Genomic DNA, 24,971 nt, shown 5'->3' with positions numbered 1-24,971 from the left:
TTCGGCCGCCATCGGCGGCGCATGGTTAACAATCGGTCAAGCGTCTCGCTTGCATACCGGGATCTGACATCGACGCGGCTGTCATCTCGACGGTCCGCACATCACATGAATTTCGGCGTCGACGACGCGGAGTGAGCGACACGCTCCCGCGCGACACTGACACGACAACCATAGGCGGACCATGGCGACGAAGGCAACGGAACGGGACGAGACGGATGCTGCGCCGGAGCAACAGACCGACGGGCCGCTCCTCGATCTGACGGATGCCTCCGTCAAGCGGATGGTGAAGCTCGCGAAGAAGCGCGGCTACATCACCTACGAAGAGATCAACGAGGTCCTGCCCGACGGCCAGTCCGATCCCGACCAGATCGAGGACGTGCTGTCGCAGCTCTCGGAGATGGGCATCAACGTCGTCGAGGCGGAAGAGACCGAGGAGACGACGGAGGCCAAGGCCAACGGCGAGGCCGATGACGAGGACGGCGCCGAGGGCACCGAGGTCGCCGAGATCGCGCCGGCCAAGCCCCTGGCTGTCCGCGAGACGACGGCCAAGGAGCCCACCGACCGCACGGACGATCCCGTGCGCATGTACCTGCGCGAGATGGGCTCGGTGGAGCTCCTGTCCCGCGAGGGCGAGATCGCCATCGCCAAGCGCATCGAGGCCGGTCGCGAGGCGATGATCGCGGGGCTCTGCGAGAGCCCCCTGACCTTCCAGGCGATCATCATCTGGCGCGACGAACTCGTCGACGGCCGGGTGCTGCTGCGCGAGATCATCGATCTGGAGGCCACCTACGCGGGCCCCGACGCCAAGAACGCGATGCAGATCGCGGATGGCGCCGAGGAGGGCGAGGAAGCCGAGTCCGAGGCCCCGGCGCCGCCCGAGGGCGACGACGAGGACGACATGGAGAACAACGTCTCCCTGGCGGCCATGGAGACGGAGATCAAGCCGCGCGTCCTCGAGACGTTCGACAACATCGCCAACAATTACCGCAAGCTGCGCAAGCTGCAGATCGATCATGCCGAGCTGAAGGCTTCGGGCGGCACCCGCACCGATGCCCAGGAGCGCAAGCAGGACGAGCTGAAGGACGCCGTCGTCACCGACGTGAAGTCGCTCTCGCTCAATGCCAACCGCATCGAGGCCTTGGTCGAACAGCTCTACGACATCAACAAGCGCCTCATCTCGCATGAGGGCCGCCTGATGCGCTACGCCGAGAGCCACGGCGTCGCCCGCGACGAGTTCCTGCGCCATTATCAGGGCTGGGAGCTCGACCCGAACTGGATGGAGCGCGTCGGCAGCCTCGGCGGCCGCGGCTGGAAGAACCTCGTCGAGAAGGGGTCGGGCGAGGTCGCCCGCCTGCGCGAGCAGATCCTGACCCTGGCCTCGGAGACGGGCCTGGAGATCGGCGAGTACCGCAAGATCGTCAACATGGTCCAGAAGGGCGAACGCGAAGCCCGTCAGGCCAAGAAGGAGATGATCGAGGCCAACCTGCGCCTCGTGATCTCGATCGCCAAGAAGTACACCAACCGCGGCCTGCAGTTCCTGGACCTGATCCAGGAGGGCAACATCGGCCTGATGAAGGCGGTGGACAAGTTCGAGTACCGGCGCGGTTACAAGTTCTCGACCTACGCCACCTGGTGGATCCGTCAGGCGATCACCCGCTCGATCGCCGATCAGGCCCGCACCATCCGCATCCCGGTGCACATGATCGAGACGATCAACAAGATCGTCCGGACCTCGCGCCAGATGCTCCACGAGATCGGACGGGAACCCACGCCCGAGGAACTGGCCGAGAAATTGGCCATGCCGCTGGAGAAGGTTCGAAAAGTTCTGAAGATCGCCAAGGAGCCGATCTCCCTCGAGACGCCCATCGGCGACGAGGAGGACAGCCACCTCGGCGACTTCATCGAGGACAAGAACGTCGTCCTGCCCATCGACGCGGCGATTCAGTCGAACCTGCGCGAGACCACCACGCGCGTGCTCGCCTCCCTCACGCCCCGCGAGGAGCGCGTGCTGCGCATGCGCTTCGGCATCGGCATGAACACCGACCACACCCTGGAAGAGGTCGGCCAGCAATTCTCGGTGACGCGCGAGCGTATCCGTCAGATCGAGGCGAAGGCCCTGCGCAAGCTCAAGCATCCGAGCCGGTCGCGCAAGCTGCGCAGCTTCCTCGACAACTGAGCCTGTCGCGGGCGATGCCGGCCCGGGTTCTCATCCCGGAGCGACGCCAGCGATCATCGCGATGAGCCGGATGATGGCGCCCCCGGGCGTTTCGCCCGGCGGGTTCGAGAACCCGGCGTGGTCCTTTCCGTCATGGGAAGGACCACGCCGGGCGTTTCGCACCGGTTGTCGTATCCCGAGCCCGAACCCACCTTGGCCATATGCTTGACCGCGGCCCGCCCCAGCCACAGCCCACCGCCGAAGCCGACGGCTCGGAGGCGGCCGACGTTCCCTTCGGCGCGCTTCAGCAATGCGTCGCCCTGCGGGACTGGCTGCTCAGCGAAGGCGCGCGGATGCCCAAGGCCGAGGACCTGCTCTCGGGGCTCGCCGAGCGCCTGATCGCCCTCGACGTTCCGGTGGATCGCGCCACCACCGCCATCGACGCGCTGCACTCCGAATATTCCGGCGTCGGCCGGTTCTGGACCCGCGAGGCCGGCTCCACGGTGCGGCTCTTCCCGCACGGGGAGGCCTCCGAGAAGGCCTATCGCCAGAGCCCGTTCTTCCGTGTCCACGAGACCGGCGAGTGGCTGTTCCTCGATCTGCCCGAGACGCCGGACGACGCCTTCGCGGTGATCCCGGACCTCAAGGCGGAGGGCTACCGGCACTACATCGTCGCGCCGCTGTTCTTCACCAACGGCACCCGCAACGGCATCTCGTTCGCCACCCGCGCGGAAGCCGGGTTTCGCGACGAGGACGTGGCGATCCTGCGCTTCGTCATGCCGACGCTCGCCGCCGTGATGGAGATGCGCAGCGTCAACAAGCAGCTCGACCACGTGCTGCGGATTTACGTGGGCGACGAGCCCCACAAGGCGATCCTCGGGGGCTCGATCCGGCGCGGTCACGTCCAGCGCATCCGCTCGGCCATCCTGTTCGCCGACATGCGGGACTACACCCGCATCTCCGCCGACATGACGCCGGAGGAGGCCGTCGATCTCCTGAACATCTTCTTTGACTGCCTCGTGCCGGCGATCGAGCGCGAGGGCGGCGAGGTCCTGAAATATCTCGGTGACGGCCTGCTGGCGATCTTCCGCGAGCGGGGGGACGATCTCGGAGGCGCCGCCAAGGGGGCCCTGACCGCCGCTCAGAGTGCCATGGCGGCGCTCGCCGAGGCCAATGCCCTGGGGCGTTTCGCCAATCCGGTGGCGGCCGGCATCGCCCTGCATCACGGGGAGGCGGCCTACGGCAATGTCGGCTCCGGCGCGCGGCTCGACTTCACGGTGATCGGCCGCGACGTGAACCTCGCGAGCCGCGTCGCCCGCCTGAACCGGACGCTCGGCGAGCCCATCCTGATGTCGAAGCCCTTCGTCGATTTCCTCTGGGACATGCCCGAACCCCTCGGCGACCACGTCCTCGACGGTTTCGCGGAGCCGATGGGCGTCTACCGGCCCGGGCGACCGCCCGCCACGGCCTGAACGTCGCGACGGGGATTGACCGGAGCGCGCCGGCGGCCCACATCAGGGGCGTTCCAGGGAGATCCCCGGCAAGGGGCTGAGAAACCGATAGCTCTCCGTTCGCGGATGGCGGCGCGGAAATCCTTCGAACCTGACCCGGTTCATACCGGCGTAGGGATTGGACCGCGGGTTTCCGTCACGAGCCCGGCACGCTTCTCACGATGAAGCTGCAGCCTCACCAATCTCGGCGCCGCTCGCGGAGATTGTGTTGGACGTGCCCCCGAATTCCCCCCTGAACCTGCGCCGCACGCGCGGCGATGCGCTCACCGCCGCGACGCTGCCGGCGCGCAGCGACGTGGTCGTGGTCGGCGCCGGTCTCATCGGATTGTCGGCCGCGTGGCGCCTCGCGCAGGGTGGCCGGACCGTGACCGTGCTGGAACGCGAGACCGTCGGCGCCGGCGCGAGCCTGGCCGCCACCGGCATGCTGGCACCCGCCGCCGAGCACGAGCCCGGCTCCGATCCGCTGCTGCCGCTGGCTCTGGAGAGCCTCGCGCGCTGGCCGGGCTTTCGCGATGACCTCCAGGCCGCGTCCGGCCTCCACATCGACTACCGCGAGGAGGGCACCCTGGTGCTCGCCATCGGCCGCGACGAGGTCGAGCGCCTGCGCTTCCGCCACGATCTCCAGACGCGCTCCGGCCTCGAGGCTCGCTGGCTCTCGGGCCCCGAGGTGCGTGCCCGCGAGCCGGGTCTGCGCCCCGGGATCAGCGCCGGCCTCCACTGCGCGCACGACCATCAGGTCGATCCGAGCCTCGTCATGGCCGCCCTCGTGCGGGCCTGTCTCGGCGCCGGGATCACCATCGTGGAGGCCTGCCCCGTCGAGGCCCTGGACTGGAGCGGGGGACGCGTCACCGGCGTCCGGACCGCCCGGGGGGCCGTGCGGGCGGACGTCGTGCTCCTCGCCTCCGGGGCCTGGAGCGGGCAGGGCGGCCTCCTGCCGGAATCCCTGGCCCTTCCGGTGCGCCCGCTGCGCGGCCAGTCGCTCGCCCTGCGCACCACGGCGCGGACCGGCACGCTGAACCACATGGTCTGGACCGAGCAGGTCCACATGGCGCCCAAGGGCGACGGCCACCTCATCGTCGGGGCCACGGTGGAGGATTGCGGCTACGTCCCCGGCGTCACCGCCGGAGGCCTCTACGCCCTGCTCGAAGGCGCGCGCCGCGTCCTGCCCGGCATCGAGGAGATGGCGGTCGAAGCCCTCTGGAGCGGTTTCCGCCCGACATCCGACGACGACGCGCCGATCATCGACACCCTGGCGCCGGGGCTCGTCGTGGCCACGGGGCACCATCGCAACGGCTACCTGCTTGCACCCGCCACCGCCGACGCGGTGGCCGACCTCATCGGGGCGGGGGAACTGCCCGGCTATGCCCGGGCCTTCGGTCTCGCCCGGTTCGGGCAGGCCGCCGAGCGGAGGGCCTCCGCATGAAGCTCACCGTCAACGGAGAGCCCCGCGAGAGCGCGGCCGCCGATCTCGACGCGCTGTTCCGCGCCGAGGCCGAGGAGACCGGCATCGAGAGCCCGCAGGGCATCGCCATCGCGCTCAACGGTTCGGTCGTCCGCCGCCGGGACTGGGCGGCGACGCCCCTCGCGGAGGGCGACCGCGTCGAGATCGTCCGCGCCATGCAGGGAGGCTGAAGGCATGACCGAGACCCAGACCGAGATCCCGGGCGATGCCCTCGTCATCGCCGGTATTCCCCTGCGCTCGCGCCTGTTCATCGGCACGGCCGGTTATCCGACCCAGAGCATCCTGTTCGACGCGGTCGCGGCCTCCGGCGCCGAGGTCGTCACGGCCTCGATCCGGCGGGTTTCCCTCCAGGGCCACGGCTCCGACACCCTGCGGCGGCTGAAGGGGCACCGCTTCCTGCCGAACACCGCCGGCTGCGAGACCGCCCGCGACGCGATCATGACGGCGGAACTGGCCCGCGAGGCCCTCGACACGACCTGGATCAAGGTCGAGGTCATCGGCGACCGCGAGACGCTCTATCCGGACGTGGCCGAACTGCTCGAAGCCTGCCGGCACCTCGTGGACGACGGCTTCACGGTGCTGCCCTATTGCAACGACGATCCCGTCGTGTGCCAGCGCCTCGCCGATCTCGGCTGCGCGGCCGTGATGCCGATGGGCTCGCTGATCGGCTCCGGTATGGGGGTCGCGAATCCGGCCAACCTCGAACTGATCTGCCGGCGCTCCCCCGTGCCCGTCATCGTCGATGCGGGCATCGGCACCGCTTCGGACGCGGTGATCGCCATGGAACTCGGTGCCGCCGGCTGCCTCCTCAACACCGCCGTGGCCAAGGCGGACGATCCCGTGCGCATGGCCCGGGCCATGCGGTCCGCGGTCCAGGCGGGCCGCGACGCCCACTGCGCCGGACGCATTCCGAAGCGGGGTCGCGCCGAACCGTCGAGCCCGCAACTCGGCCTCGTGGGCTCGTGAGGTCGCGCTTTCGCCCTGCGCCGGCAACGCGCGGATGAGCGGGCTGCCGGCGCCCCTGCTCGCCGTGACGGACCGGCCTTCCGATGACGCGAGCGGATCGGGGGAAGCCCTCCTGGGGACCCTCGATCGCCTCCTGGAGGCCGGCATCCGCTGGGTCTGGTTCCGCGAGCGGGACCTCGCATCCGAGCCGCGTCGGGTCCTTGGTAAGGCGGTGGCCGAGCGCGTGCGCGCGCATCGCGGGACCCTCACCGTCGGCGGGGATCCCGCCCTCGCGGCTGAACTGGGCGCCGATGGCGTGCATCTGCCGGGTGGCACCTCGTCCGCCGCGATCGAGCGGGCGCGTCTCCTGTTGCCGAAGGGGCTGCTCGGCGTCTCGGCACACGGGATCGCGGAGGTCCGGGCCGCCGCAGCCGCAGGCGCCGACTACGTCACCCTGAGCCCGATCTTCCCGACCGCGAGCAAGCCGGGTTACGGTCCGGCCCTCGGTCCAGCTGCCCTGCGCCGCGCGACCGCATTCGGCTGCCCCGTGATCGCGCTGGGGGGCATCACGCCGGATCACGTCGCCGATTGCATGCGTGCCGGGGCGGCGGGTATCGCCGTGATGGGCACGCTGATGCGCGGCCCACACCCCGCGTCGGAGGCGCGGCGCTACCTCGCGTGCCTGGACGCGGCACCACGCTCGGATTGAAAAGAAGAGGATGAGTCGATGTGGGTCGGGACCGTTTTCCCGATCTCGTCGCGGTCGCCGGGGCGGGCGGCTTCCGCTCCCTCGGCCTGTGCCGCTCCGACGCGGGCAGGCGTACGCACCAGGATGGCAGCCGTCCAGGCGCGGACCGACCGGCCCTCGAACCCGAACCTCTTCCGGCACCTCGCCGAGCCGGCGGGTGCCGCTTCGTCACGCCGAGGACGCCATCGCGCTCGGGGAGGCCTTGAGGCCCTGACTACTTCGCGGCCGGCGGCGGTCCGTAGGGCGGCCGCGGTATCGCCCGGTGGGCGGCCCGCAGGGCGGCAGACCAGCGCTCGCGCAGATCGTGGAAGTAGCTCTCGCCGGCCTCGATCCGGTGGTTCACCTCGAGGTCGAGGGCGTTGCGGCGGGCTACCGCGATGTCGATGGGCAGGCCGACGCCGAGATTCGAGCGCATGGTCGAGTCCATCGAGACGAGGCCGACCTTGAGGGCATCGTAGAGGTCGGTCTCGTACTTCACCGCCCGGTCGAGGATCGGCTTGCCGTACTTGTGCTCGCCGATCTGCAGGAAGGGCGCGTCGCCGCTGCACTCGATGAAGTTGCCGGCCGAATAGATCAGGTAGAGCTTCATCGGCTCCGCGCCGATCTGCCCGCCGAACAGCAGCGAGACCGAGAAGCGCAGGTTGGCCGCCTCGAAGCCTGCCTTCTCGATCTCGCGCACGCGGCGGATGGCGCGGCCCACGAGCTGCGCCGCCTGGAACATCGTCGGCGCCTCGACGAGCTTCATCTTGGGCTCCCCGGCATCGCCCTCGACACCCTCGGACAGGAGGCTGAGGACCGACTGGGTGATGGAGAGGTTGCCGGCCGAGGCCAGCATCATCACCCGCTCGCCCGGAACGTTGAAGTGGTGGAGCTTGCGATAGGTCGAGATATCGTCGAGCCCGGCATTCGTCCGGGTGTCGGCGATCATCACCAAGCCCTCTTCCACGAGGACGCCGACGCAATAAGTCATGACTTCGTCTTTCCCGCGTCCGTCCGCGATCAGGACTGGACGGTAGCCTGTGCCTGCTCGACGCGCAGCGTCACGTCGAGCGTCTCTGTTCCGCCGCCCATGCGGCTGCCGCGAATCGGCGCCGCGCCGAGGTAGTCGAGGGCGACCGCCACGCGGATATGCGCCTCCGTGGTGGCGATCCCGTTGGCGGCGTCGAAGCCGACCCAGCCGAGGCCCGGCACGAGGGATTCCGCCCAGGCGTGGCCGGACCCCTGGTCCGTCTCGCCGTCGGAATGATGGAAGTAGCCCGAGACGTAGCGGGTCGGGATCTCGAGGTGCCGTGCGGCCGCGATGAACAGGTGGGTCAGGTCCTGGCAGACCCCCTTCTCCTGCGCGAAGGCCTGGGCCGCGTTGGTGCTGGCACTGGCCGGCCCCGGCACGAAGGCGACCCGCGCGTGCACCGCCGCCAGGAGCCGGTGCAGGCAGGGCAGGGGCGCCGGATCCCCGGCGGCCGCGACCTCGCGGGCGAAGACCTGGATCGCGTCGTTGGCCAGGGCGAGGTCGGAATCGCGCAGGTAGAAGACCTCGGGCAGGCGCTCGATGGTCCCGCGCACGATGCCGTGCATCTCGATCGTGTCGACCTCGCCGGTGACGCGGATGGAGAGGGCCTCGGCCGGCTCGTCGGCGGTGAACCAGTGCACCACGTTGCCGAAGCCGTCCTCGCGCTCGCTCACCCGCCCGTCCACCGAGGGTTCGATGCGCCAGCGCCGGACATATTGGCCGTCATGGTCGCGCGGGCGCAGGCGCAGAACCTGGATCAGGCCACGGGCCGGCTGCTCGTAGGTGTAGTTTGTCTCGTGGAAGACGCGGATTCGCATGCGGCGGCCTTTGCGCGGCGTCGGGCTGGGGTCGGCCCTATACCAGATATTGCTCGATCACCGCTGCGCCGAGGCGATTGTTCTCGACGATGAACTCCGTCACGAACTCATGCAGGCCGGAGGCGAAGATGCGGTTGATGTTCTCGCCCTCCAGCCGGGCCAGGGTGTTGCTGGCCAGGCGCTGGCTCGCGCCGCGCCGACCGTAGGCGTCGGCGATGAGGTCGAGGTGTTCCACCAGCATGCCGTAGCAGTTGCTGAAGGAGCGCGGCATCTGCCGGTTGAGGATGAGGAGGTCGGCCACCAGCAGGGGCTTCACGCTCTCCCGGTAGACCCAGTGATACGCGTTGAAGGCCGAGACCTCGCGCAGGATCGTGGTCCACTGGAAGTAGTCGAGGCTGCCCCCGACCTTCTCCGTCGCGGGGAGCAGGATGCGGTACTTCACGTCGAGGATGCGGGCGGTGTTGTCCGCCCGCTCGATGGCGGTGCCGAGGCGCGTGAACCAGTACGCGTCGTTGCGCAGCATGGTCCGGTAGGCCGATCCGTCGAAGGCGAGCGAGACGCCCTTCACCCAGTCGAGGAAGCGGGTGAACTCGTCGCGGTTGAGTTCGCGCCCCTCGTAGTTGCGCAGTTCGAGCCAGGCGCCGTTGATCGCGTCCCACATCTCGGTGGTCAGGGCCGTGCGCACGCTGCGGGCGTTCTCGCGCGCGGTCTCGATGCACGAGCGGATCGAGGAGGGGTTGTGCGGGCTGAAGGCCAGGAAGTCGCAGACGGTGGCTTCCGTCACGCTGTCGTAGAGCGGCTTGAACACTTCCGGGTCGCCCGCCGAGGCCAGGGCGGAGGCCCACTCGTTGGTCTCGCCGCCGCCGTAGCTGGATGGCAGGGCGGCCAGCCGCAGCGCCGCATCGAGGATGCGGGCGACGAACTCAGCCCGCTCGGCGTAGCGCGAGAGCCAGTACAGGTTGTCGGCGGTCCGGGACAGCATGGGGTTCCGTTGAGACGCCGGCCGGGCTTGGAAGCGCCGGCCGCTGGGCTGAAGGGACTATGCCGTGGGCGGCAATCGATTGGGAAGGTCCCCGGCGCGGATCCGCGCGGCGGAGACCCGGCATTGTCTCAGGCGTCGAGGACCCAGGTGTCCTTGGTGCCGCCGCCCTGGCTGGAATTGACGACGAGGGACCCTTCCTTGAGGGCGACCCGGGTGAGGCCGCCGGGCACGATGCGGATCTCGTCCGAGCCGCACAGCACGAAGGGGCGCAGGTCCACGTGCCGGGGCGCGACCCCGGAGGCGACGAAGGTCGGGCAGGTTGAGAGCGCCAGCGTCGGCTGTGCGATGAACCCGTCCGGGGCGTGCCTGAGCTTGCGCCCGAACTCCTCGATCTCGCGCTTGGTGGCGTGGGGGCCCACCAGCATGCCGTAGCCGCCCGAGCCGTTGACCTCCTTCACCACGAGGTCGCCGAGGTTGTCCATGACGTAGGCGAAGGCGTCCTTCTCGCGGCAGCGATAGGTCGGCACGTTGTGCAGGATCGGCTCCTCGCCGGTGAAGAACCGCACGATCTCGGGCATGTAGCTGTAGACCGCCTTGTCGTCGGCGATGCCGGTCCCGACGGCGTTGGCGAGGGTCACCGTCCCGCGCTCGTAGGCGTTCATGATGCCGGGCACGCCGAGCACCGAATCGGGCCGGAACACCAGGGGGTCGAGGAAGTCGTCGTCGAGGCGGCGATAGAGTACGTCGACCCGGCGCGGCCCCTCCGTGGTCCGCATGTAGACCACGTCGTCCTTGGTGAAGAGGTCGGAGGCCTCCACGAGGTCGACCCCGAGCTTGTCCGCCAGGAACGAGTGCTCGTAGAAGGCCGAGTTGTAGCGGCCGGGGGTGAGCAGCGCCACGGTCGGGTCGCGGGTGGCGGTCGACGGCGCGAGGCTGCGGAGGGTGGCCAGAAGGGCGTCCGGGTAGTTCTCCACGGGGGCCACGCGGTGGCGCGAGAACAGCTCGGGGAAGAGGCGCAGCATCACCTCCCGGTTCTCCAGCATGTAGGACACGCCCGACGGCGTGCGGGCATTGTCCTCCAGCACGAAGAAGTCGTTCTCGCCGGTGCGCACGATGTCGATGCCGGCGATGTACACGTAGAGGTCGTGCGGCACCCGGAAGGCGCGCATCTCCATGCGGTAATGCGGGTTGCGGTAGACGAGGTCGGCGGGGATCACCCCGGCCTTGATGCATTCCTGGGCGCCGTAGATGTCCTTCAGGAAGGCGTTGATCGCGGTGACGCGCTGCTTCAGGCCCCGCTCGAGGAAACCCCATTCCGGCTTGGTGATGACCCGGGGGATGATGTCGAACGGGATCAGGCGCTCGGTCGATTCGTTCGCCCCGTAGACCGCGAAGGTGATGCCGATGCGCCGGAACAGCATCTCGGCCTGGCTTCGGCGGGTGTTGAAGTGCTCGGGCGGCGTCGTGTCGAGCCAGGTCTTGAGGCTGTTATAGGCTTCGCGCACGCCGGGGTCGTTCAGCGCCCCATCGGGCAGGCCGGTCATCTCGTCGAATGCAGCGAGCGCCATTCGCGCCTCCCCCTTGAAACGCCACGATCCAGGCAAGAGGCGCGCCAGCGGTCGAGCCCCGCGGTCGCAACCCTACCGCCCTGACGTGCACCGTAGCACGATCAGATCAACTTCAAGCCCTTGAAGCTGGCATGTCCCTCACGCCCCAGGATGATGTGATCGTGGACGATGATCCCGAGGGGATCGAGCACGCCGATGATCTCGCGGGTCATCCGGATGTCGGCCGCCGAGGGGGTCGGATCGCCCGACGGGTGGTTGTGGGCGAGCAGGATCGCGGTCGCGGAGAGTTCCAGCGCCCGGCGCGCCACCTCGCGCGGGTAGACGGGCGTGTGGTCCACGGTCCCCCGCCCCTGGATCTCGTCGGCGATGAGGTGGTTGCGCCGGTCGAGGAACAGCACGCGGAACTGCTCGCGGGGCGCGAAGGCCATGGTGGCCCGGCAGTATTCCAGCACGGCGCTCCAGGAGGAGAGCAGGGGCCGCTCGGCGATGGCGCCCCGCGCCAGGCGGTGACCTGCCGCTTCGATGAGCTTCAGGTCGGCGATGACCCCGGCGCCGATGCCTTCGATTTCAGCAAGTCGGGCGGGTTCGGCGCTCAGCACCTCGGCAAAGCTGCCGAAGCGCCGGATCAGGGCCTTGGCGAGCGGCTTCACGTCCCGGCGCGGAATCGCACGGAACAGCGCGAGTTCGAGGAGTTCGTAGTCCGGCAGGGCGTCGGCACCGGCCTGCGCGAAGCGGGCCCGCAGGCGGTCGCGGTGGCCGAGATAATGCGGCTCGGCCTCCTTCGCGCCGTCGATAGGGTCGGGACGGGGCGGGGGCGGGACGCTCACGGGGGGGCGACGTCAGCCGGCCGTGGGAACCGGCTGGTGCAGCCCCTTGGGCGACAGGGTGAAGATCTCGGCCCCCGTCTCCGTCACCGCCACGGTGTGCTCGAACTGGGCCGAGAGCGAGCGGTCCCGCGTCACCGCGGTCCAGCCGTCGGAGAGCACCTTCACCGCCGGACGGCCGAGGTTGATCATCGGCTCCACGGTGAAGAACTGGCCGGGCTGGAACCGCACGTCGTAGCTCGGCTCGACGTAATGCAGGATGGTCGGCGCGTCGTGGTAGCTGCGCCCGAGGCCGTGGCCGCAGAAGTCGCGCACCACCGAGCAGCGCTCCGCCTCCGCGTAGGCCTGGATCGCCCGGCCGATATCCGTGGTGGAGCCGCCGGGCTTGATCGCCGCGATGCCGCGCATCAGGCACTCGTGGGTGATCTCGCAGAGGCGCTGGGCCTTGCGCGGCACGTCGCCCACATAGGCCATGCGGCTCGAATCCCCGTGCCAGCCGTCGACGATGAGGCAGATGTCGAGGTTGACGATGTCGCCCTCGCGCAGGGGCTTGTCGTTGGGAATGCCGTGGCAGACCACGTGGTTGATCGACGTGCAGATCGACTTCGGGTAGCCGCGGTAGAGCAGCGAGGCCGGGTAGGCGCCGTGATCCATGGCGAAGGTGTAGGCGAGCTTGTCGAGGTGCTCGGTGGTGACGCCGGGGGCGGTGGCCTCCATCAGGACGTCGAGGGCTTCGGCGGTGAGCCGGCCCGCCTTGCGCATGCCCTCGAAAGCCTCCGGGCCGTGGATCGGCGGCTGGGGCGTGCGGCGGCCGCTCTCGGAGACGGCCTGTTCGGTCTGGGTCATGGGCGGATTTCGTGCGGGTGCCGGAGCGGCTCGATCCCTATGTACGGTGGCGCGGGCATGAGGCCAACCCTGCGGCCGGCCTTCCCGCGATGCACTAGGCGTGCGCCGTGCGAGCCGCTAGAGACGGGATCGGCAGACCCTTCACATGGAGCCCGCGCGGACGGCATGTCCCCCGGGCCGGCAGGCAGGACGAGGCGATGGCTGACAAGGCGGTGCCGCATTTCCACAACGACCCCGGCGTGGCCGTGATCCATGTCGGCTCGAAGGAGTTCATGTGCATCGGCGCGAAGCCGCCCTTCGACCATCCGCACATCTTCCTCGACATGGGCACCGACGACGAGACCATCTGCCAGTACTGCTCCACGCTGTTCCGCTACCGGCCGAACCTCGCGGCCGGGACGGCGGATCCGGCGATCTGCGTCTGGGACAACCAGGCCTCGGCCGCCGCCTGACGTCTTGGAGCGGACCGTCCCCGTGCCGGGGCTGAACATCGCCATCGTGGGCGCCGGGATCGGCGGTCTCACGGCCGCGCTCGCCCTCGACGGGGCCGGCCATGCGGTCACGCTGATCGAGCGGCGCACCGGCTTCAGCGAGGTCGGGGCCGGCATCCAGGTCTCGCCGAACGCGAGCCGGGTTCTCATCGGGCTCGGCCTCGGAGCGGCCCTGCGGCGGGCGGCGAGCGAGCCGCCGCGCGTGGTGGTCCGGTCGTTGCGCGGCGGCCAGGCGATCGGCGGCGTGGCGCTGGGACAGAGCCACCGCGACATCTTCGGCGCGCCCTACTACGTGATCCACCGGGCGGACCTTCAGACCCTGCTCCTCGACGCCGTGCGCGGGCGCCCCAACATCCGCCTCCTCGTCGGCCGCGACGTGACCGGCTACGCCGAGCGGGCCGACGGCGCCGACCTGACCCTGGAAAGCACCAGCGGTGGACGGCCCGAGACCTTCGCGGCCGACCTCGTCGTCGGGGCGGACGGCGTCCGTTCGCGCCTGCGCGCCCATCTCGACGGACAGCCGCTGCGCTCCTGTCGCGCGGCGGCGTGGCGGGCCATCGTCCCCCGCGAGGCCATGCCGCCGGAGCTCGACGCGGAGGCCACCGGACTTTGGCTCGGCCCGGGGCGCCACGTGGTGCACTACCCCTTGCGCGGGGGCCAGCACGTCAACGTCGTGGCGGTCGTTCCGGAGCGTACGGGAAGCGAGGGCTGGGGCCAGCTTGGCGAGCCCGCCGTGCTGCGCGCCCGATTCCGGGATGCCGCCGCCCCCCTCGCGGCTCTGCTCGCGGTGCCGGACTCCTGGCTCGTCTGGTCGCTCGAGGACCGTCCCGCCGCGCGCGTGATGGCGCGCGGGCGCCTCGCCCTCCTGGGCGATGCCGCCCACCCGATCCTGCCCTTCCTGGCCCAGGGCGCGGCCCTCGCCATCGAGGACAGCGCCGTCCTGGCGATGGCCCTCGGGCCGGCGGGCTCCGCGCGCGATCTGCCCGCATCGCTGGAAGCCTATCGGCGTGCCCGGACCGCCCGCGTCGCCCGCGTGCGCGCGGCCGCCCGCGCCAACGGACGCACCTACCACGCGGGCGCCCTCGTCGGCCGCGTGCGCGACGCCGTGATGCGCCGCCTCGGGCCGGATGGCATGAACCGCCGCTACGCCTGGCTGTACGGCTGGACGCCTTGATCTCCTTGGCCCGTCCCGCTACCGCTGATCGGGGTAAGCGGACGTGGCGAAACCGGTAGACGCACGAGACTTAAAATCTTGCGGCCTTTGGCTGTGCGGGTTCGAGTCCCGCCGTCCGCACCAGCGCGCTCCCCAACCTTCGCGCCTGCTCCTCGACCCCTCTCGGAATTGGCTGCCGCGTCAACCGAGGGTCGGGATTTTGGTGGCCGGGATCCTGGCCACCGCCACCGAGCCATCGTTGAGCATGAGGAAGCGAATTCCGGCGCGATGAAGGGCGCCGATGGCCTTGCGGCGCGAGCGGCTGGGATGGGGGTCCTCGCCGTCCTCCAGGCGCTTGACGGTCGATATGGAGAGTTCGCTGGACCCGGCCAGGGTTTGCATGGGCCAGTCGAGGAGCGCGCGCGCGGCGCGCAGATGACAACCGAGGACCACCCCCTCGAAGTCGGTCGGAAGCGAAGGCTCCGGCGGCAGATCCCGAGCGCACGTCTTCGCGTTCTGCGGCGCATTCGGTTCGACCGCTCGACCCGTCTGTCCGGATCCCGACGTCGGAATGTTCGGGTAAAAAACCATCACAGCCAGCAAGGATCGAAGTTTTCAACTTTAAGTTTATTTCTTGACGTTTCCGAGCGACGCAATATGAGCACTAGGGTTCTTTCCGATGCTGCATGTGCAAGGGTTGCTGGAAGCGATAAACAAAAGATACACGTTGATCTTCCCGACTCCATGCGCTTGTCTTGACCAAGAGCGCGCGAACAGTTGACCAGGCGTGCAGCCGGCCACCTCTGCTCGAGGGATTCCGGACATTCGCGCTCTGATGGTGTCCGTGTCGCGCGGTGGTCCTCGGCGAGGCGCCAACGTCGGATCGAGCAGGACACGTTCTACGAGGAGACAAGCCAGCGGTGCAGACGATCTTTTCGACCGCAGCCTTCAGGGGGAAGGATCGCTTCCGCCTCTGGCAGGACTTCGTCCAGGAGCGCGTCGGTCCGATCGAACAGGCGCATCTCAGCGCGGAGCCGTTCGACGGATTGGTCGAAGCCCTCGACGTCGGACCGCTCCGGTTGACGCGGGTTATCGAGAGCGCGGTCCAGAGTCGGGTGACGCCCGCCACCCTTCGCCGGCGCGACGAGCCCGGTTCGCTCTTCGTCCTGATCCAGCAGGCCGGCGTTTCGATGTCGGCACAGGACGATCGTGAGGCCGTCCAGCGGACCGGCGACATCACGGTGCTGGGCGGCAGGCCGAACCTCCACGTCGCAGGCCGGGGGGACGCGATGCTGGTGCTCGAAGTCCCGCGCGAGCGCCTGGAGGTGATGCTCGGATCGAGCCGGCTGTTCACCGCCCTGACGATCGAGGGGAACCGGCCGGCGACGGCGCTGGCGACGGCGTTCATCCGGGATCTCGTTCGTCTGGGCGGGCAGCTCGATCCGGATTGCGCCGCCCGGATGGCCACCATCGCAACCGACCTCGTCATCGCCAGCATCGCCGACCGCCTCGCCCGCGACGTTCCCGGCCCGCTCCACGGGACGGTCGTGGTCCAGCGGGCGAAGGCCTATATCGAGGCCCATCTCGGGGACCCGACCCTCGATCCGCGCCGGCTCGCCGAAGCGATCGGGGTCTCGTTGAGGCGCCTTCAGGAATTGTTCCACGCCCAGGGACATCACATTTCCGACTGGATCTGGCAGCGCCGCCTGGAGGTGGCCGCCGAACGCCTGACCGATCCCGGAACCCGGCACCTGACGATCGGGACCGTCGCGTATGGCTGCGGTTTCACGAGTGCTGCCCATTTCTCGCGCCGCTTCCGGGCGCGATACGCGACGACACCGCGCGAGCACCGGGAGGCCGCCGGTCAGCCGGCGTCCTGATGCAGGGGGGTCGGTCGTCCATCGGAATTGGCGGATTCCAGGGTGAGCAGGGCACCCTCGACGCGGTCGCGCCCGCCGCGCTTGGCCCGGTAGAGGGCGTCGTCGGCGGCCTTCAGGAGATCTCGCTCGCTGATCCCGAAGGCCGCGATGCTTCCGTGGGCCGCGGCGATGCCGACGCTCACCGTCACGTGCCCGCTCCGGCCCAGGCCCGGATGCGGATACGCCAGCGCGGCGACGGCCGCGCGCAGGCGCTCGCCGATCACGCGAGCCCGAATCAGGTCAGCGGATGGGATCTGGACCCCGAATTCCTCCCCGCCATAGCGCGCGATGCGGGCGCCTTCGGCCTCGGCGGTCTCCCGCAGGGCGTCGGCCACCCGCTGCAGGCAAAGGTCGCCTTCGAGGTGCCCTGCGGTGTCGTTCAGGCGCTTGAAGGCGTCGATGTCGATCAGCGCCACCGCGATCCAGTCTCCGGCGTCGAGAGCGCCGAGCCAGTCCGTGCGCAGGTTCGCCGTGAAGGAGCGCCGGTTCGACAGACCCGTGAGGGCGTCGGTCTCGGACAGCACGGTCAGGCGCGCGTTCGCCTCGGCGAGGTCCGTGTCCCGGCGTGCCTTCTCGAGGGTCAGAAGGAACGCCTCCTTCATCGTCCATTCCCGCGAATAGGCGAGTTTGAGCGGCACGAGGACGAGGCTGGCGATCAGCAGCGGTAGCCCCGTCGGTGCATCCTGCGGCAGGACGAAGGCGGTCACGTAGCCCACGTAGAGGGCGAAGGCGGAGCCGCAGAAGATCAGGCAGTGCCGGAACGACAGGGGCGCGATCATCCCGACGACGAGGGGGACCACCACCGCGAGGATCCGGTACGAATCGGCGTGGCCGACCGGCGCGGTCTGCGCGCTGGTCAGCACCACCGTCATGTCGATGAGCGCCGTCCCGATCACCACCGTCGCCTGCCGGTCCGTGCTGGGCGAGCCGTGAAGGGCGAGGATTCCCGCCACGGTGATCGGTGTGAACACCCCGAGTGTGAGGAACGCCGGGACCACGAAGCCTTCGGCCCCGAACACGTCGAAGTCCATCTTGAGGGAGAGGACGTTGAACGCGATGAAGACGAGCAGCCAGGATTGGAGGTAGCCGCCGGGGGAGACCCGGGTGGTGGAACGGAACGCGGCCTCGAGGGCACCCGGGAGACGCAGGCGGAACCACGGTCTGCGCCGGGCGGCCTCGATCAGGCTCTCGTTCGGATCGGACATCGGTTCCTTCGCCAGATGACAGGTCTCGTTTTAGGCAATCTATCCTTTTCGGATCGTAAAAACGCGCGGGCTTTGAGCTGTTTCGCGTCATATCGCGGATCGGAAGTCCCTGATCGTCCCGACCCGGATCGAGCCGCGAGCCGTCTCACGAAGACCGGCCCGACGTTGCAAGGCCGCCTGATCCTGCTAAGAGAAGGCATGCTGAAGGATCGAGCCAGATTGTACGCACGGCCGACGCCGCCGTAGCCGCCGCTCTCCGAGAAGACACTCCCCGTTCCGATTCCGGTGCCGCCGTTGCGGCGGCCGCCGCTTCCCATTCCTGTCCCCGCCAGCGCTTCGCGCGCCGGGACGACTGGATCGACACATCCCATGACAGTCACGAATCTGCGGAGCGAGTGGGCTCCCGATATCACGCGCGAGATCCTCGCCGGCACCGTGGTCGCCCTCGCGCTCATTCCGGAGGCGATCGCCTTCTCCCTCATCGCGGGGGTCGATCCGAAGGTCGGCCTCTACGCCTCCTTCTGCATCGCGGTGATCACCGCCTTCGCGGGTGGGCGGCCCGCAATGATCTCCGCCGCCACCGGGGCGATGGCCCTCGTCATGGTCAGCCTGGTCAAGGAGCACGGGCTCGGCTACCTCTTCGCCGCGACCCTGCTGACGGGCGTGTTCCAGATCGTGGCCGGAGCGCTGCGGCTCGGCAACCTCATGCGCTTCGTTTCGCGCTCGGTGGTGACCGGCTTCGTCAACGCCCTCGCGATCCTCATCTTTCTCGCCCAGATGCCCGAACTGATCGGGCAGGGGAGCATCGTCTACGGAATGACGGCGCTCGGCCTCGTGCTGATCTACGGGCTGCCCTACCTCACGAAGGCGGTACCCTCGCCCCTCGTCACCATCGTCCTCCTCACGGGCGCCTCGATGGCGCTCGGCCTGCCGATCCACAAGGTCGGCGACATGGGCGCGCTGCCCACCGAACTGCCGGCCTTCGCCCTGCCGCAGGTGCCCCTCACCCTCGAGACCCTGCGGATCATCCTGCCCTACGCGCTGACGCTCACCATGGTCGGCCTCCTCGAGAGCCTGATGACGGCGGCGATCCTCGACGAGATGACCGATACCGGCTCGAACAAGAACCGCGAATGCGCCGGCCAGGGGCTCGCCAATATCGGCGCGGGTCTCTTCGGCGGCATGGCCGGCTGCGCGATGATCGGCCAGTCGGTGATCAACGTCTCCTCCGGCGGGCGTGGACGCCTCTCGACCCTGTGGGCGGGCGCCTTCCTGCTGTTCCTCATCGTCGCGCTCGGGCCCTACGTGGCGCAGATCCCGATGGCGGCCCTGGTGGCGGTGATGATCATGGTCTCGATCAACACCTTCCAGTGGAACTCGGTGCGCACCCTGCTGACGAACCCGAAGAGTTCGAGCGTGGTCATGCTCGGCACGGTGGCGGTGGTGGTGGCCACGCACGATCTGGCCAAGGGCGTGCTGTTCGGCGTCGTCCTGAGCGGCTTGTTCTTCGCCCACAAGGTGACGCGCTTCTTCGCGGTGACATCGCAGCGCGACGGCACGCTCCGGACCTACCGCATCACGGGGCAGATCTTCTTCGCCACGGGGCAGGCCTTCCACGACGCCTTCGATTTCCGCGAGGCGGGGCTGACCGGCATCGTGATCGACCTGAACGCGGCCCATTTCTGGGACATCACGGGGGTGAACGCCCTCGACCGGGTGGTGCTCAAGTTCCGCCACCACGGCGTCCCGGTGGAGATCACCGGCATGAACCCCGCCACCGCCTCGATGGTCGAACGCCTGGGCACGCACCAGAAGCCCGGCATGGCCCTGGCGCCCGGCGGGCATTAGGGAAACGGCGCGGGATCGGATCCGGCCCGCGATCCGCTGGCCTGGGATCTGCAGGACTCGGATCTGCAGGATTCGGATCTGCAGGACTGCGAGCCAGGGTTGCGGGCGCGGGGCCATTGACGGCCCGCGTGTCCGGCCGAGATCAGGGCTCGGGCGCGCAATCGTCATGCGCCTGCGCTACGAAAGAGAGGCACGGCCGGCGCTCGCCCCGTATCGGGGCGGGCGGCCGCCGCGCCGACGCGAGGAGAGATTGGCCATGAGCGCGCTTCACCCCGAGATCGCCGCCGTCACGGCTCGCATCGTCGAGCGCTCGGCGCGGACGCGAAAGGCCTATCTCGACCTGATCGCCCGCGAGAAGGAATCCGGCGTCCATCGCCCGATGCTGAATTGCGGAAACCTCGCGCACGGCTTCGCGGCGTCCGGCGAGGACAAGGCCGTGATCAAGTCCGGCCGGGCCATGAACATGGCCATCGTCACCGCCTACAACGACATGCTCTCGGCGCACCAGCCCTACGGCCGCTACCCCGAGCAGATGAAGCTGTTCGCCCGCGAGGTCGGCGCCACCGCGCAGGTGGCGGGCGGCGTGCCGGCGATGTGCGACGGCGTCACGCAAGGCCAGCGCGGCATGGAGTTGTCGCTGTTCTCCCGCGACACCATCGCGCTCTCCACGGCGGTCGCCCTCAGCCACGGCATGTTCGACGGCGCGGCGCTCCTCGGCATCTGCGACAAGATCGTGCCGGGCCTGCTCATCGGCGCGCTGCGCTTCGGGCACCTGCCGATGATCCTGATCCCGGCGGGCCCGATGCCCTCGGGGCTGGCCAACAAGGAGAAGCAGCGCATCCGCCAGCTCTATGCCGAGGGCAAGGTCGGGCGCGACGAGCTTCTGGAATCGGAATCCGCCTCCTATCACGGGGCCGGCACCTGCACCTTCTACGGCACCGCCAACTCCAACCAGATGATGATGGACGTGATGGGCCTGCACATGCCCGGCGCCTCCTTCATCAATCCGGGCACGAAGCTGCGCCAGGCCGTGACCCGCGCGGCGGTGCACCGCCTGTCCGAGATCGGCGCCAACGGCAACGACTACCGGCCGCTGGGCCACTGCGTCGACGAGAAGGCGATCGTGAACGCGGTCGTCGGGCTCCTGGCCACGGGCGGCTCCACCAACCACGCCATCCACCTGCCGGCCATCGCGCGGGCGGCCGGCATCGTCCTCGACTGGGCGGATTTCGACCGGCTCTCGGCCGTCGTGCCCCAGGTGGCCAAGGTCTATCCGAACGGCTCGGGCGACGTGAACCACTTCCACGCGGCCGGCGGCATGTCCTACGTCATCGCCAGCCTGATCGATGCCGGCCTGCTCCACGACGACATCCTCACCGTGGCGGGCACGCGCCTGCGCGACCACGCCCGCGACCCGAAGCTGATCGACGACGCGCTCGTCTTCGAGGACGCTCCCGAGCGCTCGCACGACGAGAGCATCCTGCGCACCCCCGCCAACGCCTTCCAGCCCGATGGCGGCATGCGCCTGGTCAAGGGCAATCTCGGGCGCGCCACCTTCAAGACCAGCGCTGTCGATCCCGCGCGCTGGACGGTCGAAGCGCCGGCCCGCGTCTTCGACGACCAGGACGACGTCATGGCGGCCTTCAAGGCGGGCGAACTGGAGCGCGACGTGGTGGTGGTGGTACGCTTCCAGGGGCCGCGGGCCAACGGGATGCCGGAACTCCACAAGCTGACGCCGCAACTCGGCGTGCTGCAGGATCGCGGCTTCCGCGTCGCCCTCGTCACCGACGGCCGCATGTCGGGCGCCTCCGGCAAGGTCCCGGCCGCCATCCACCTCAGCCCCGAGGCCCTCGGTGGTGGTCCCCTGGCGAAGCTGCGCGACGGCGACGTCGTTCGCCTCAGCGCCGAGGAGGGGACCCTGGAGGCCCTGGTCGACGCGGCCGAGTGGGCGCGCCGCGACGACGCCACGGCCCCGCCCCCGGCCTTCGGCACCGGCCGCGAGCTCTTCGCCTTCATGCGGCACGGAGCCGACGGGGCGGAGCAGGGCGCCTCGGCCATGCTGGCAGCCGCCGGTCTCTGACATCCGCCCCCCGATCCGAAGGAGACTGCCCATGACCTCCATCGACGCGCTGATGCGCTCCGTTCCCGTCATTCCCGTCCTCGTGGTGGAGGACGTCGCCCAGGCCGAGCCCATCGCCGCCGCCCTGGTGGCGGGCGGGCTGACGGCGCTGGAGGTCACCCTGCGCACGCCGGCCGCCCTCGACGTCATCCGCGCGATGGCGCGGGTGGAGGGCGCCGTGGTGGGAGCTGGGACTGTGCTCAACGCGCGGGACCTCGACGCCGCGATGGAGGCGGGGGCGACCTTCATCGTCAGCCCCGGCCTGACCGACCCCCTCACCAAGGCGGCGATCGCGCGCGGCATCCCCTACCTGCCGGGGGTCGCCAACGCCGCCGACATCATGCGCGGCCTCGACCACGGCCTCGACCGCTTCAAGTTCTTTCCCGCCGAGGCGGCCGGCGGCATCAAGGCCCTGAAGGCCCTGGCGGGCCCCTTCGGCCAGGTCCGCTTCTGCCCGACCGGCGGCATCTCCGAGGCGACGGCGCCGGACTGGCTTGCCCTGAAGCCGGTCCTGTGCGTCGGCGGGAGCTGGGTCGTCCCGCCCGGCGCGCCGGACGCGGCGCTGATCCGGCGTGCGGCCGAGGCGGCGAGCCGCCTGCGTCCCGCCTGAGGCGCCCGGGCGTAGGCCCGGTCCCCGCCGGCCGCCGCCGCGTTCGGTCGTGGCCGGCGATGGACGACGCGTCCGAGCACGACGGCGCGACGATGCCCTGCGCCTTCGCGGTCATGCTCATCGCCGAGGCCTACAGCACGCCGCTTTTCCTTCGCCTCCTGCGGGCTGATGGTCCGCGAGGACGACCCGCAACGCAATTGCCTCGTCACCGTCACTTTCCAGCGCCCGGCCGAATCGCGCGAACTGCGCTGGATGTGCCGATCTCCGACGATCTCCACACCAACGTCCAGAGAATCGGGCTCCAGGACTGACTGGACTTCGCGAGACGGCGCCGCCGCGAGACGCCGCAACGCGGCCTCCCCGGCGCGCGCAAGGTCCGCCCATGTCCCCGGCGGCCCCCTGATTCGATCACGCGGCGCGTCGGCGGACGCGGTTCTCCACAGATTGGCATACCAGCGTCAGACGGCGTGCGCGCAGGTCCATGGGGCACGCTTCGGCACGGCTCATTCCCTGAGCACAGGTCAGGAATGTGTCGTGAATCATGGATTATTCCGTATTTCCTATGACTTGGCCGACGCGCCAGGGCGGCCGACATCGGGCCGGCGGGCCGAAACGTGCCTCTCGGACAGGCACTTAGCCACCTGTGCAACGTTGCACGGCAGCAACAGCATCGGGGAACCGCCACCCCGATCACGATTCCGAGTTGCCGCCGTTAACCCGCTCGCACAGAGTGTTTTCGCACTGGGGGCAACGCCAGGGCAGAGATGCAATTTCCAGCGGTCAACGCTCGGTCATTCAAAAACAAAGGGTGACGCGATATCGAGGTCCTCGAAGATCTCGGGCGCAGTATGCCTTCCCTCGGGTCTCGAAGCTTTTGGAGATATCAATGAAGCTCTTGAAGAGCTCGCTTCTCGCCTCCGCAGCAGGGTTTGCTGCGGTCGCCGGAGCACAGGCAGCCGACCTTCCGGTCAAGAAGGCTGCGCCGATCGAGTACGTCCGCGTCTGCTCCGCCTACGGCGCCGGCTTCTTCTACATCCCCGGCACGGATACCTGCATTCGTCTCTCGGGCCGCGCCCGCCTCGACGTCGGCTACCAGCCGACCGACGCCCGCTCCAACAACGGTTCGGCGGGTGACACCACCGGCTACATCGGCCTCGCCCGCATCAACGTCGACGCCCGCACCCAGACCGGCTACGGCACCCTGCGCGCCTTCGTGCGTCTCCAGTTCGCCTCGCGCACCGGCGCCACCGGCGGTCTGCGCTCGGGCACCCAGGAGCGCATCGGCAACGCCTTCGCCGCCACCGGCCAGGACCAGGGCGGACGCGTCCAGCAGTTCGTGAACACCGACAAGGCGTTCATCCAGTTCGCCGGCCTCACCGCCGGTCGCGCCTCCTCGTTCTTCGACTTCTACGCCCACGACTTCGAGTTCGCCGGCGCCACTGCCAACTCGGACCTGCAGTCGACCAACCTGCTCGCCTACACGAGCAAGCTCGGCGACGGCGGCCTGTCGGCCACGGTCTCGCTCGAAGATCCGTCCTTCCGCCGCAACACGATCAACTCGCAGGAATCCACCGCTGCCGGTGCCCTCTCCCGCGTCCTGCTGTCGACGAACGCCCTCGGCGTTCCGACCTTCCAGCAGATCGAAGTCTCGCAGCGCAACCGTATGCCCGACTTCGTCGGCGTGCTCCGCTACGACGCCGCCTGGGGTTCGGCCCAGCTCTCCGCCGCCGTCAAGGAGCTGAACACCAGCAACGTCATCGGCACGGGCAGCGCCAACGTCGCCGGCATCGTCGGCCTCCAGAACAACTTCTTCGCTCCCGGCATCGTCGGTCCCGGTGCCCGCGTCTCCAGCGAGTACGGTTGGGCCGTCCAGGGTGGCGTGAAGATCAACATGCCCTTCATCGCCCCCGGCGACACCCTGTACCTGCAGGGCGCCTACGGCGAGGGCGCGACCCTCTACACCGGCTACTCCTCGTACAACGGCAGCTACGCGCGTTCGGTCAGCATCATCAACGGCGCTGCGTTCGATCCCTACATGTCGGATGCCACGCTGAACCCGATCACGGGCAAGATCGACCTCTCCACCAGCTGGACGGTGGTCGGTTCGTTCCTGCACTACTGGGCTCCCGAGTGGCGCTCGGCCGTGTTCGGCAGCTACGGCGAGATGTCCTTCGCTCGTGGCGCGCGTGAAGCCAACGCCGCCGCCTATGCCGGCTCGGCCTTCGCGCCGGGTGTGAACTCCGCTGCGTTCATCGGCGCGCCGGGCTCGCGTGCCTTCGCTCTCAGCCCGGCCCTGCGCGACAACTACCAGTTCGTCGCAGGCGGCAGCATCATCTGGTCGCCCGTGAAGGACCTCGATATCGGTCTCGAGGGCTTCTACACCAAGGTCGGCGTCCAGAACGGTCGCGTCATCGATCAGTTCAACAACGGCACGCTGACGGCGGCCCAGGTGAACGCCCTCACGGCGGCCCAGGCCACCAGCCTCCGGACGGTCACCGCCTCGGACACCTTCCAGCTGCGCGCCCGCGTCCAGCGCGACTTCTAAGCCCAAACACCACGAGCGATCCGGGCTCGCCTTCGAGCCCGGATCGTTCAAAGCCCGATTTCTTCGAGACATGCGGACTGGCCCGGCTGAAAAGTCGGGCCTTTTTGCGTATCGGCTCGCCGCAGCGCGGGGGGAGGGGATCGTCCCGGGGGCGGCGCTGCATGCGGCATGGCCCGCGCGGCATACCCCTTGCCTGGGGGGAGGGCACTTCCA

Annotated in this window: 21 protein-coding genes, 1 tRNA gene and 1 riboswitch; of the genes, 14 read left to right on the top strand and 8 right to left on the bottom strand. The window is 69.4% G+C overall.

Features of this window, described 5'->3' with window-relative positions; genetic code table 11:
• Nucleotides 1–181: 181 nt before the first annotated feature.
• The 6 genes from rpoD (at nucleotide 182) to K2X24_RS15350 (ending at nucleotide 6,782) form a co-directional block, all read left to right on the top strand.
• Nucleotides 182–2,176 carry an RNA polymerase sigma factor RpoD gene (gene rpoD, locus K2X24_RS15375; protein WP_292499243.1) on the top strand — a complete coding sequence of 665 codons (1,995 nt, stop codon included), beginning with the start codon at nucleotides 182–184 and terminating at the stop codon, nucleotides 2,174–2,176.
• Nucleotides 2,177–2,376: 200 nt separating this feature from the next.
• Complete coding sequence (locus K2X24_RS15370) at nucleotides 2,377–3,627, top strand: adenylate/guanylate cyclase domain-containing protein (protein WP_292499242.1); 1,251 nt, start codon at nucleotides 2,377–2,379, stop codon at nucleotides 3,625–3,627.
• 46 nt (nucleotides 3,628–3,673) lie between these two features.
• Nucleotides 3,674–3,802, top strand: a riboswitch (TPP riboswitch).
• A 78-nt stretch (nucleotides 3,803–3,880) separates the two neighbouring features.
• A complete protein-coding gene (gene thiO, locus K2X24_RS15365) occupies nucleotides 3,881–5,089 on the top strand; it encodes a glycine oxidase ThiO (RefSeq protein ID WP_292499241.1) in 1,209 nt (402 codons plus the stop codon).
• Nucleotides 5,086–5,298, top strand: coding sequence for a sulfur carrier protein ThiS (gene thiS / locus K2X24_RS15360; RefSeq protein WP_292499240.1), 213 nt, complete (start codon nucleotides 5,086–5,088; stop codon nucleotides 5,296–5,298). Before thiO ends, thiS begins: the two co-directional genes overlap by 4 nt.
• A 4-nt stretch (nucleotides 5,299–5,302) precedes the next feature.
• Nucleotides 5,303–6,094 carry a thiazole synthase gene (gene thiG / locus K2X24_RS15355; RefSeq protein WP_243915697.1) on the top strand — a complete coding sequence of 264 codons (792 nt, stop codon included), beginning with the start codon at nucleotides 5,303–5,305 and terminating at the stop codon, nucleotides 6,092–6,094.
• 34 nt (nucleotides 6,095–6,128) lie between these two features.
• Nucleotides 6,129–6,782, top strand: coding sequence for a thiamine phosphate synthase (locus K2X24_RS15350; protein ID WP_292499239.1), 654 nt, complete (start codon nucleotides 6,129–6,131; stop codon nucleotides 6,780–6,782).
• A gap of 253 nt (nucleotides 6,783–7,035) precedes the next feature.
• Here the strand turns inward: K2X24_RS15350 and K2X24_RS15345 are convergent, their stop codons facing one another.
• The 6 genes from K2X24_RS15345 to map form a co-directional block, all read right to left on the bottom strand.
• Nucleotides 7,036–7,791: a peptidase gene (locus K2X24_RS15345; RefSeq protein WP_292499238.1), complete on the bottom strand. Its 756-nt coding sequence runs from the start codon at nucleotides 7,789–7,791 to the stop codon at nucleotides 7,036–7,038.
• 29 nt (nucleotides 7,792–7,820) lie between these two features.
• Nucleotides 7,821–8,648, bottom strand: coding sequence for a transglutaminase family protein (locus tag K2X24_RS15340; protein WP_292499237.1), 828 nt, complete (start codon nucleotides 8,646–8,648; stop codon nucleotides 7,821–7,823).
• A 37-nt stretch (nucleotides 8,649–8,685) separates the two neighbouring features.
• On the bottom strand, nucleotides 8,686–9,630 hold the full coding sequence (locus K2X24_RS15335) for an alpha-E domain-containing protein (RefSeq protein ID WP_292499236.1): 945 nt from the start codon (nucleotides 9,628–9,630) through the stop codon (nucleotides 8,686–8,688).
• A gap of 128 nt (nucleotides 9,631–9,758) precedes the next feature.
• Nucleotides 9,759–11,198: a circularly permuted type 2 ATP-grasp protein gene (locus K2X24_RS15330; RefSeq protein ID WP_292499235.1), complete on the bottom strand. Its 1,440-nt coding sequence runs from the start codon at nucleotides 11,196–11,198 to the stop codon at nucleotides 9,759–9,761.
• Between the two features lie 101 nt (nucleotides 11,199–11,299).
• Nucleotides 11,300–12,025 carry a DNA repair protein RadC gene (gene radC, locus K2X24_RS15325; RefSeq protein ID WP_292499234.1) on the bottom strand — a complete coding sequence of 242 codons (726 nt, stop codon included), beginning with the start codon at nucleotides 12,023–12,025 and terminating at the stop codon, nucleotides 11,300–11,302.
• A 12-nt stretch (nucleotides 12,026–12,037) separates the two neighbouring features.
• Complete coding sequence (gene map / locus K2X24_RS15320) at nucleotides 12,038–12,868, bottom strand: type I methionyl aminopeptidase (protein WP_292499233.1); 831 nt, start codon at nucleotides 12,866–12,868, stop codon at nucleotides 12,038–12,040.
• 197 nt (nucleotides 12,869–13,065) lie between these two features.
• Between map and K2X24_RS15315 the strand changes: the two genes are divergently transcribed.
• From K2X24_RS15315 to K2X24_RS15305, 3 genes are all read left to right on the top strand, one after another.
• On the top strand, nucleotides 13,066–13,320 hold the full coding sequence (locus tag K2X24_RS15315) for a zinc-finger domain-containing protein (protein WP_238278713.1): 255 nt from the start codon (nucleotides 13,066–13,068) through the stop codon (nucleotides 13,318–13,320).
• A gap of 22 nt (nucleotides 13,321–13,342) precedes the next feature.
• Entirely contained in the window at nucleotides 13,343–14,533 is a 1,191-nt protein-coding gene (locus K2X24_RS15310; RefSeq protein WP_292499232.1) for an FAD-dependent monooxygenase, read from the top strand.
• 37 nt (nucleotides 14,534–14,570) lie between these two features.
• Nucleotides 14,571–14,656: transfer RNA gene (locus K2X24_RS15305), tRNA-Leu, on the top strand.
• 57 nt (nucleotides 14,657–14,713) lie between these two features.
• On the opposite strand, the gene K2X24_RS15300 is transcribed toward K2X24_RS15305, so the two are convergent.
• Nucleotides 14,714–15,115, bottom strand: a complete 402-nt coding sequence (locus K2X24_RS15300) for a helix-turn-helix transcriptional regulator (RefSeq protein WP_292499231.1) — start codon at nucleotides 15,113–15,115, stop codon at nucleotides 14,714–14,716.
• 317 nt (nucleotides 15,116–15,432) lie between these two features.
• Here K2X24_RS15300 and K2X24_RS15295 point away from each other — a divergent pair, with 317 nt between their 5' ends.
• Nucleotides 15,433–16,392, top strand: coding sequence for a helix-turn-helix domain-containing protein (locus tag K2X24_RS15295; RefSeq protein ID WP_292499230.1), 960 nt, complete (start codon nucleotides 15,433–15,435; stop codon nucleotides 16,390–16,392).
• On the opposite strand, the gene K2X24_RS15290 is transcribed toward K2X24_RS15295, so the two are convergent.
• On the bottom strand, nucleotides 16,377–17,636 hold the full coding sequence (locus K2X24_RS15290) for a diguanylate cyclase (protein ID WP_292499229.1): 1,260 nt from the start codon (nucleotides 17,634–17,636) through the stop codon (nucleotides 16,377–16,379). The two genes, K2X24_RS15295 and K2X24_RS15290, sit on opposite strands and share 16 nt — an antisense overlap.
• Nucleotides 17,637–18,005: 369 nt before the next feature.
• Here K2X24_RS15290 and K2X24_RS15285 point away from each other — a divergent pair, with 369 nt between their 5' ends.
• The 4 genes from K2X24_RS15285 (at nucleotide 18,006) to K2X24_RS15270 (ending at nucleotide 24,758) form a co-directional block, all read left to right on the top strand.
• Nucleotides 18,006–19,484 (top strand): SulP family inorganic anion transporter, encoded by a 1,479-nt coding sequence (locus K2X24_RS15285; protein ID WP_292499228.1) that lies wholly within the window; start codon nucleotides 18,006–18,008, stop codon nucleotides 19,482–19,484.
• 256 nt (nucleotides 19,485–19,740) lie between these two features.
• Nucleotides 19,741–21,564 (top strand): phosphogluconate dehydratase, encoded by a 1,824-nt coding sequence (gene edd / locus K2X24_RS15280; protein WP_292499227.1) that lies wholly within the window; start codon nucleotides 19,741–19,743, stop codon nucleotides 21,562–21,564.
• Between the two features lie 31 nt (nucleotides 21,565–21,595).
• Nucleotides 21,596–22,213 carry a bifunctional 4-hydroxy-2-oxoglutarate aldolase/2-dehydro-3-deoxy-phosphogluconate aldolase gene (gene eda, locus K2X24_RS15275; protein WP_292499226.1) on the top strand — a complete coding sequence of 206 codons (618 nt, stop codon included), beginning with the start codon at nucleotides 21,596–21,598 and terminating at the stop codon, nucleotides 22,211–22,213.
• An 886-nt stretch (nucleotides 22,214–23,099) separates the two neighbouring features.
• Nucleotides 23,100–24,758, top strand: a complete 1,659-nt coding sequence (locus K2X24_RS15270; protein WP_292499225.1) for a porin — start codon at nucleotides 23,100–23,102, stop codon at nucleotides 24,756–24,758.
• Nucleotides 24,759–24,971: the final 213 nt, after the last annotated feature.

Source organism: Methylobacterium sp., assembly GCF_019750675.1.
Taxonomy (GTDB): domain Bacteria; phylum Pseudomonadota; class Alphaproteobacteria; order Rhizobiales; family Beijerinckiaceae; genus Methylobacterium.
The sequence above is the reverse complement of the archived record's forward strand: the minus strand, read 5'-3'. Positions and strand labels throughout refer to the sequence as shown.